Raw genomic sequence first — 9,301 nt, forward strand, 5'->3', positions numbered from 1 at the left:
GGTCAGCCCCTGGCCGGGTGCGGTCGGGTGCTGGTCCATGGGCCGGGCCACCTTTCGGGCGCGGGAGCGGGGTTCGGGGGGGTGCGGTGTTGGCGCGGACGCCCCACGACCACACCCCCCCCCTCCCCCCCCCCCCTTTCCCCCCCCTTCCTGGCGCCGCCGTTCGTCCGTCCTGGAACCGGTGTTCGGGCGCTGCTGCGTGCTCCCGTGCGCGCCGCGTGAGCCCCCGCCCGCGCGCCGCCGCCAACCGGGCCGATCCGTAGGAATAGGGGGCATTTCCCCACCCTTTCGCCATTACTCTAAGTTGAGTGTGCGTGTCATTGAGTGACGGGATTGGTGTAGGGTCCATTTTGGGAGCATCGGTACGGTGCGGCGACCGGCAGGCCGCCCACCCCCTGGGCCACCGTCCTGACGGGGCGCCAGGCCACCGCGTACGTCCGAGAGGTGCGCGGCCGGTGGTCCGTGGCCGGGGCGCGAGGCCCCGGGCCGGAGGGGGAGAGGCCGAGTGAGCTCCACCGAAACGGTGCTGCCCGGAACCGGACGGCCGGAGGCACCGCACACCGACACGTCCGCCGCCGACGTGCCCGCACCCGCCCGCCGCAGCCCGCTGTGCCGGCTCCGGGCCAGCCGCACCCTGCCCGGGTTCGTCCTGGGCGCACTCTGCCTGGCCTACGCCGCGGGCGCCGCCGCCGGCTGGGGATCACACCAACTGTCCGTCTTCATGGGCGACTTCGGACTGGCCGCGGCGGCCCTGGCGGCCGCGCTCTCCTGTCTGGTGTACGGCTGCACGGTCGGCGGGCACGCCCGCCCGGCCTGGCTGCTGTTCGGCCTCTCCTCGCTCATGGTCGCCTTCGGCAACGGCACCTGGGGCTGGTACGAGCTGGTCGTGCGCACCGCGCTGCCCCGGGACTCGCTCGCCGAGTACGCCTTCCTGCTCTTCGCCCCGCTCGCCATCACCGGCGTCCTGGTGCTCGCCCAGCACCCGCGCACGGCGGCCGGCTGGCTCTGCCTGCTGCTCGACGGCTGGCTGATCGCCGGCTCGCTGTTCACCCTCAGCTGGAGCCTGGCACTCGGCCGGATCGCGGCCGGCGAGGACGGCTCACCGCTGCGCCTGGCCCTCAACCTGGCCTACCCGGTGCTGGACATCCTGCTGGTCAGCCTGGTGGTCGGGCTGCGCTTCGGCGGCCGGGACGGCAACCGGGCGGCGGTGCACACGGCGATGGTGGCGCTCGCCGTCACCGTCACCTGCGACGCCCTGTTCACCTCCCCGGAACTGCGCAGCAACTACCACTCGGGCGAGCTGCTGGACGCCGGCTGGTTCGCCGGCAGCCTGCTGCTGGCCTGGGCGCCGTGGTCGCCGCGCTGGCGCCGCCCGCTGCGCGAGCACCCCTCGGCCGGCGGCCTGCCGCACCGCCGGGTGGCCACCACCTTCAGCGCGCTGACGCCGTACGCGGCCGCCGCGGTCTGCACCGCCGGAATCCTCTACAACGCCCTCGGTGGACGGGAGTTGGACCGCGTGGTGGCCGCGGCGGCCTGCACCGTCGGGCTGGCGCTGATCCTCCGGCAGGGCGTGATGCTCCTGGACAACCTGTCGCTGGCCCAGGAACTCGCCCACAAGGAGGCGCACTTCCGCTCCCTGGTGCAGGGCTCCAGCGACGTCATCATGATCGCCGGCGCCAACGGCGTGCTCTCCTACGTCTCCCCGGCCGCGCTCGGCGTCTACGGCCGGGACCCGGAGCAGCTGGTCGGCGGCAACCTGCTGGACCTGGTCCACCCCGAGGACGTCGGCCGGGTGCTCGCCGAGGTCCGCCGCTACCTCGCCAGGGTCCGGCTCACCACCCACCGCAGCCCCGGCGGCGCCGAGCTCTCCGCCCGGGTCGAGTGCCGGATCAGCTCCGGCGCCGGCGAGTGGCTGCACGTCGAGTCCACCGTCAGCAGACATCGCGACGGCCTGCTGCTCAACAGCCGGGACGTCACCGAACGCGTCATGCTCCAGGCCCAGTTGCAGCACAACGCCTTCCACGACCCGCTCACCGACCTGCCCAACCGGGCGCTGTTCACCCAGCGGCTGCGGGCCGCCCTCGGCGCCCGCGGCCAGCAGGGCGGGACGGGCGCCGGGATCGCGGTGCTCTTCCTCGACCTGGACGGCTTCAAGGCGGTCAACGACACCGCCGGGCACCAGGTCGGCGACGAACTGCTGGTGCAGGCCGCCCGCCGGCTCCAGAGCGCCGTCCGCTGCGGGGACACCGTCGCCCGGTTCGGCGGCGACGAGTTCGCCGCGCTGGTCTGCGGCCCGCTCGGCCGCCTCCAGGTCCAGGAGCTGGCCGAGCGGCTGCGCCTCGCGCTCTCCGAGCCGTACTGGATCGGCGGTGCCGAACTCGGCGTCGCCGCCAGCATCGGCATCGCCTTCGGCACCCCCGAGCGCGGCCCGGCGGCCGACCCCAGGGTCGCCGCCGACGAGCTGATGCGCAACGCCGACCTCGCGATGTACCGGGCCAAGTCCGAGGGCAAGGGCCGGGTGGTGCTCTACACCCCCGCGATGCGGGCCGACCTGGAGCGCCGCACCGAACTGGAGGAGCGGCTGCGGATGGCGGTGAGGGAGGGCGGCTTCACGCTGCTCCACCAGCCCGTGGTGGACCTGCGCAGCGGCGCGGTGACCGGCGTCGAGGCGCAGGCCCGCTGGCGCTCGGTGGGCGGCCTGCTGCTCACCCCGGCCGAGTTCCTGCGTTCGAGCGAGCACGGCGACGCGGCCACCCGGTTCTCCCGCTGGCTGGTCCTGGAGGCGGTCAGCGCGGCCGTCGAGCGGCGCACCCTGCCGGGCCGGGGCCGCGGCGCGCCGGAGCCCGTCCCGGTGGCCGTGCGGCTCTCCGTGGAACGGCTCTGCTCGCCCGGCCTGTACGAGACGGTGGCCGCGGCGCTGCGCGACAGCGGGCTGCCGGCCGACGAGCTGGTGATCGAGGTGGCCCGGATGGGCCCGGACTCGCTCGCCGACGAGCTCGGCCGCCGGCTCTCCGCCCTGCGCGGGCTGGGCGTCTCCACCTGGCTGGCCGGGTACGGCGCCGGCGGCGGCTCGCTCGGCGCCCTCGCCCGGCTGCCGCTGGACGGGCTCAAGCTGGACCGCACGCTCGTCCAGGACCTCGGCGAGTCCGCGCTCAGCCGCACCCTGGCCGGGCACGTGCTGCGGCTCGGCCGCGACCTCGGGATGGCCACCGCCGCCGAGGGGGTGGACCTGCCCCGCCAGGTCTCCGCGCTGCAGGAGCTGGGCTGCGGGCAGGCCCAGGGCTCGGCCTTCGCCCCGCCGCTGGACGAGCCCCGGCTGCGCCGGGCGCTGGCCCGCCGCGGCTACCCGGTGCCCGCGCCGGCGGGCCCGGTCCCGGCCCGCCGCGCGTACCCTCCCGCCGCCGACGACACCCGGACGAGTGGCCGCACGAGCGGCCGCACGGACGCCGCGCCGGGACGTGGCGCACATCACCATGGCGGCTCTGACCTGCCCGAACACCGTGCCGTCACTGGTCCGCCGGGAGGTCCGCATGGCGAGACGGTCGTCCCACCTGCTTGACATGCCGCCCCGGACGGGAGGAAGGTCGTTGCCATGCGCACCCGAATTCTCGTACTTGGCGGGCGCGTCGGCTGAGTGGGCTCGTACGCCCTGCTCGTGACAGACCGACGCGCCACCCCTCGCATGCCCTTGGGCACGAGGGGTTTTTTGTTGCACTGACGCTGTTCCACCTCCGCAAGACCCCTGGCCTCGGCCGCCCGAGCATGTCCGACTTGTCGGATCGAGCGGGACGATTGAGGCAGAGCCGGCGCTCGGCCCGGACCGGGACCCCACCCTCGCAGCACCGGGGCCCGCAGCACCTGGTCGGCAAATCCCGAGAAGAGACAGGCAGATGACTGAGCACGCCGCATCCCCCCGCCGCGGGGACAACCCGGCCGCCAACGCTCCCGCTCCCCAGCACGTCGTCGAGACCATGACCGGCGCCCAGTCGCTCATCCGCTCCCTGGAGGCCGTGGGCGCGGACACCGTCTTCGGCATTCCGGGCGGGGCCATCCTTCCCGCGTACGACCCCCTGATGGACTCCGTCAAGGTGCGCCACATCCTGGTCCGCCACGAGCAGGGCGCCGGTCACGCCGCCACCGGCTACGCCCAGGCCACCGGCCGGGTCGGGGTCTGCATGGCGACCTCCGGCCCGGGCGCGACCAACCTGGTCACCCCGATCGCCGACGCCTACATGGACTCGGTGCCGGTCGTCGCGATCACCGGCCAGGTCTCCTCCAAGGCGATCGGCACCGACGCCTTCCAGGAGGCGGACATCTGCGGCATCACGATGCCGATCACCAAGCACAACTACCTGGTCACCGACCCGGCCGAGATCCCCCGGGTGATCGCGGAGGCCTTCCACATCGCCGCCACCGGCCGCCCCGGCCCGGTCCTGGTCGACATCGCCAAGGACGCGCTCCAGGCGACCACCACCTTCCGCTGGCCGGTCGAGACCGCGCTGCCCGGCTACCGCCCGGTGACCAAGCCGCACGCCAAGCAGATCCGCGAGGCCGCGAAGATGCTGGTCGGCGCCAAGCGTCCGGTGCTGTACGTCGGCGGCGGCGTGCTCAAGGCGCAGGCCACCGCCGAGCTGCGGATCCTCGCCGAGCTGACCGGCGCCCCGGTGGTCACCACCCTGATGGCGCTCGGCGCCTTCCCGGACAGCCACCCCCAGCACCTGGGCATGCCCGGCATGCACGGCTCCGTCCCGGCCGTCACCGCGCTCCAGAAGGCGGACCTGCTGTTCACCCTGGGCGCCCGCTTCGACGACCGCGTCACCGGCAAGCTGGACGGCTTCGCCCCCGGCGCCAAGGTCGTCCACGCCGACATCGACCCGGCCGAGATCGGCAAGAACCGCCCGGCGGACGTGCCGATCGTCGGCGACGCCCGCGAGGTGCTCGCCGACCTGATCGTCGCCGTCCAGGCCGAGTTCGACGCCGGCCACCGGGGCGACTACACCGAGTGGTGGGAGCGGCTCGACGAGTGGAAGAAGACCTACCCGCTCGGCTACGAGCCGGCCCCGGACGGGCAGCTCTCGCCGCAGCAGGTCATCGAGCGGATCGGCCGGCTGGTCGGCCCCGAGGCCATCTACGCCGCGGGCGTGGGCCAGCACCAGATGTGGAGCTCGCAGTTCATCCAGTTCGAGAAGCCGGGCACCTGGCTCAACTCGGGCGGCGCCGGGACGATGGGCTACGCCGTCCCCGCGGCGATGGGCGCCAAGGCCGGCCGCCCGGAGACCGCGGTCTGGGCCATCGACGGCGACGGCTGCTTCCAGATGACCAACCAGGAGCTGGTCACCTGCGCCCTGAACGACATCCCGATCAAGGTCGCGGTCATCAACAACGGCTCGCTGGGCATGGTCCGGCAGTGGCAGACGCTGTTCTACAACCAGCGCTACTCCAACACCGTGCTGCACTCCGGCCCCGGCCACGACGGCATCGAGCCGCCGGCCCAGGGCACCCGGATCCCCGACTTCGTCCTGCTGTCCGAGGCGATGGGCTGCGTCGGCCTGCGCTGCGAGCGCCCCGAGGACCTCGACGCGGTCATCAAGCAGGCGATGGAGATCAACGACCGCCCGGTGGTCATCGACTTCATCGTCCACCAGGACGCCATGGTCTGGCCGATGGTCGCGGCCGGCACCAGCAACGACGAGATCCAGTTCGCCAAGGGCGTGCGCCCCGACTTCGGCGACGACCTCGACTGACCAGCCCCTGCAGTTTCCAGAACGACTGAGGAATCCCATGTCCAAGCACACCCTCTCCGTCCTGGTCGAGAACAAGCCCGGCGTGCTCGCCCGCATCGCCGCCCTGTTCTCCCGTCGGGGCTTCAACATCGACTCCCTCGCCGTCGGCTCGACCGAGCATCCGGACGTGTCCCGGATGACGATCGTGGTCAACGTCGAGGACCTCCCGCTGGAACAGGTCACCAAGCAGCTCAACAAGCTCGTGAACGTGATAAAGATCGTCGAACTCGACCAGTCCGCTGCGATCCAGCGGGAACTGGTCCTGGTGAAGGTCCGCGCCGACAACGAGACCCGGTCGCAGATCGTCGAGATCGTCCAGCTGTTCCGTGCCAAGACCGTCGACGTGTCGCCCGAAGCGGTGACCATCGAGGCCACCGGCAGTTCGGACAAGCTGGAGGCCATGCTCCGGATGCTGGAGCCTTACGGCATCAAGGAGTTGGTCCAGTCCGGCCTGGTCGCCATCGGCCGCGGCGCGCGTTCCATCACGGACCGCTCGCTGCGCGCCCTGGACCGCAGCGCGTAAACAGCGCCGTCTCAAACCCTGACGCAAAGACCCAAACCCCCGCCGCGTGCGCATACGGTGAGCACCGCGTACCCGGCAACCATCACGCAAGGAGATGTGCCCCCGTGGCCGAGCTGTTCTACGAAGACGACGCCGACCTGTCCATCATCCAGGGCCGCAAGGTCGCGGTCATCGGCTACGGAAGCCAGGGCCACGCCCACGCGCTGTCGCTGCGCGACTCCGGCGCCGACGTCCGGGTCGGCCTGAAGCCGGAGTCCACGTCCCGCGCCAAGGCGGAGGAGGCCGGCCTGCGCGTCGTCACCCCGGCCGAGGCGGCGGCCGAGGCCGACGTCATCATGATCCTGGTGCCGGACCCGATCCAGGCCGACGTCTACGAGGCCGACATCGCCCCGCACCTGAAGGCCGGCGACGCCCTGTTCTTCGGCCACGGCCTGAACATCCGCTTCGGCTTCATCAAGCCCCCGGCGGACGTCGACGTCTGCATGGTCGCCCCGAAGGGCCCGGGCCACCTGGTCCGCCGCCAGTACGAGGAGGGCCGCGGCGTCCCCGCGATCGTCGCGGTCGAGCAGGACGCCTCGGGCAACGCCTTCGCCCTGGCGCTGTCGTACGCCAAGGGCCTGGGCGCCACCAAGGCCGGCGTCATCAAGACCACCTTCACCGAGGAGACCGAGACCGACCTGTTCGGCGAGCAGGCCGTCCTCTGCGGTGGCACCGCCGCCCTGGTGAAGGCCGGTTTCGAGACCCTGGTCGAGGCCGGCTACCAGCCGGAGATCGCCTACTTCGAGTGCCTGCACGAGCTGAAGCTCATCGTCGACCTGATGTACGAGGGCGGCCTGGAGAAGATGCGCTGGTCGGTCTCCGAGACCGCCGAGTGGGGCGACTACGTCACCGGCCCGCGGATCATCACCGACGCCACCAAGGCCGAGATGAAGAAGGTCCTCGCCGAGATCCAGGACGGCACCTTCGCCAACACCTGGATCGCCGAGTACAAGGCGGGTCTGCCCAAGTACAACGAGTACAAGAAGGCCGACGAGGACCACCTGCTGGAGACCACCGGCAAGAAGCTGCGCTCGCTGATGAGCTGGGTCAACGAGAAGGCCTGACCCCCTTCCGGGCCGGTACCGGCTGCGCCGCCGGCCCCGATTTTGTAACTCCCTTGTACAAGTAGGCTGCTCTCGTCCGGGTGATTTCGCCGGACGGGAGCAGCCCGCTACCCAGCCCGTCGATACACTCCGAGTGCGCGTCAGGCCCACAGCGTCGTGCGTCTACCTACGCGGCATGCCACCTTCCCCCGCCCTCCACGCCACCTACGTGCCCGGGGGAACCGGACAGTTAAGGACCCCACTGTCGTGAGCAAATCCGTTGTACTGATCGCCGAAGAGCTCTCGCCCGCCACCGTCGACGCCCTCGGCCCCGACTTCGAGATCCGCCACTGCAACGGCGCCGACCGCACCGAGCTGCTCACCGCGATCGCCGACGTCGACGCGATCCTGATCCGCTCCGCCACCAAGGTCGACGCCGAGGCGCTGGCCGTCGCCCGCAAGCTCAAGGTGGTCGCCCGGGCCGGTGTCGGCCTGGACAACGTGGACGTCTCCGCCGCCACCAAGGCCGGCGTGATGGTCGTCAACGCGCCGACCTCCAACATCGTCACCGCCGCCGAGCTCGCCTGCGGCCTGCTGATCTCCGTCGCCCGCAACATCGCGCCGGCCAACGCCGCGCTCAAGCAGGGCGAGTGGAAGCGCAACAAGTACACCGGCGTCGAGCTGAGCGAGAAGACCCTCGGTGTCGTCGGCCTCGGCCGGATCGGCGTGCTGGTCGCCCAGCGGATGTCCGCGTTCGGGATGAAGATCGTCGCGTACGACCCCTACATCCAGGCCGCCCGCGCCGCGCAGATGGGCGTCAAGCTGGTCACCCTGGAGGAGCTGCTGGAGGTCTCGGACTTCATCACCGTCCACCTCCCCAAGACCCCGGAGACCATCGGCCTGATCGGCGACGAGGCGCTGCACAAGGTCAAGCCGACCGTCCGCATCGTGAACGCCGCCCGCGGCGGCATCGTGGACGAGGAGGCGCTGGCGAGCGCGCTGCGCGACGGCCGGGTGGCCGGCGCCGGCCTGGACGTGTACGCCAAGGAGCCGTGCACCGACTCCCCGCTGTTCGCCTTCGACAACGTGGTCGCCACCCCGCACCTGGGCGCCTCCACCGACGAGGCGCAGGAGAAGGCCGGCATCGCGGTCGCCAGGTCGGTGCGCCTCGCGCTGGCCGGCGAGCTGGTGCCGGACGCGGTGAACGTCCAGGGCGGCGTGATCGCCGAGGACGTCCGCCCGGGCCTGCCGCTGGCCGAGAAGCTCGGCCGGATCTTCACCGCGCTGGCCGGCGAGGTGGCCGTCCGCCTCGACGTCGAGGTCCGCGGCGAGATCACCCAGCACGACGTGAAGGTGCTCGAACTGTCCGCGCTGAAGGGCGTGTTCGAGGACGTGGTGGCGGAGACGGTGTCCTACGTCAACGCCCCGCTGTTCGCCCAGGAGCGCGGTGTCGAGGTCCGGCTGACCACCTCCAGCGAGAGCCCCGAGCACCGCAACGTGATCACCGTCCGCGGCACGCTCGGGGGCGGCGAGGAGATCGCCATCTCCGGCACGCTGGCCGGCCCCAAGCAGACCCAGAAGATCGTCGGCGTGGACGCCTTCGACGTGGACGTGGCGCTCACCGACCACATGGCCTTCTTCAAGTACGAGGACCGCCCCGGCGTGGTCGGCGTGCTCGGCCGCCACCTCGGCGACGCGGGCATCAACATCGCCGGCATGCAGGTCGCCCGCGACGGCGGCAACGCGCTGGCCTCCATCACCGTGGACACCGAGATCCCGCAGGAGGTGCTGTCGGCCATCGCCGCCGAGATCGGCGCCCACTTCGCGCGCTCGGTCGACCTGGGCTGACCCTCCCGGCTCCAGCAGGGCCCGGGGGGACAGTTGGGAGAGGGGGGCGGGAAGCGTGCGTGTTT

5 protein-coding genes are annotated in these 9,301 nt (G+C 72.1%); all 5 read left to right on the forward strand.

The annotated features are described in order from the left end of the window. The first annotated feature begins 607 nt into the window (after positions 1-607). The 5 genes from ACFVGO_RS06210 to serA all read left to right on the forward strand — a co-directional run bounded on the left by ACFVGO_RS06210 (position 608) and on the right by serA (position 9,236). Positions 608-3,559, forward strand: a complete 2,952-nt coding sequence (locus ACFVGO_RS06210; protein WP_359901570.1) for an EAL domain-containing protein — start codon at positions 608-610, stop codon at positions 3,557-3,559. A gap of 331 nt (positions 3,560-3,890) precedes the next feature. Further along, positions 3,891-5,744, forward strand: coding sequence for an acetolactate synthase large subunit (locus ACFVGO_RS06215; RefSeq protein WP_359901550.1), 1,854 nt, complete (start codon positions 3,891-3,893; stop codon positions 5,742-5,744). A 37-nt stretch (positions 5,745-5,781) separates the two neighbouring features. Next, on the forward strand, positions 5,782-6,306 hold the full coding sequence (gene ilvN, locus ACFVGO_RS06220) for an acetolactate synthase small subunit (protein ID WP_049657946.1): 525 nt from the start codon (positions 5,782-5,784) through the stop codon (positions 6,304-6,306). A gap of 104 nt (positions 6,307-6,410) precedes the next feature. After that, complete coding sequence (gene ilvC / locus ACFVGO_RS06225) at positions 6,411-7,409, forward strand: ketol-acid reductoisomerase (RefSeq protein ID WP_359901553.1); 999 nt, start codon at positions 6,411-6,413, stop codon at positions 7,407-7,409. Positions 7,410-7,655: 246 nt separating this feature from the next. Next, positions 7,656-9,236 (forward strand): phosphoglycerate dehydrogenase, encoded by a 1,581-nt coding sequence (gene serA / locus ACFVGO_RS06230; protein WP_359901556.1) that lies wholly within the window; start codon positions 7,656-7,658, stop codon positions 9,234-9,236. Positions 9,237-9,301: the final 65 nt, after the last annotated feature.

Source organism: Kitasatospora sp. NPDC057738, from assembly GCF_042798815.1.
Classification (GTDB): domain Bacteria; phylum Actinomycetota; class Actinomycetes; order Streptomycetales; family Streptomycetaceae; genus Kitasatospora; species Kitasatospora lactacystinica.

Excerpts from the sequence above, each read along its gene's own strand:
- ACFVGO_RS06215 (WP_359901550.1), top strand. The coding sequence starts at position 3,891 with ATGACTGAGCACGCCGCATCCCCCCGCCGCGGGGACAACCCGGCCGCC.
- ilvN (WP_049657946.1), top strand. The coding sequence starts at position 5,782 with ATGTCCAAGCACACCCTCTCCGTCCTGGTCGAGAACAAGCCCGGCGTG.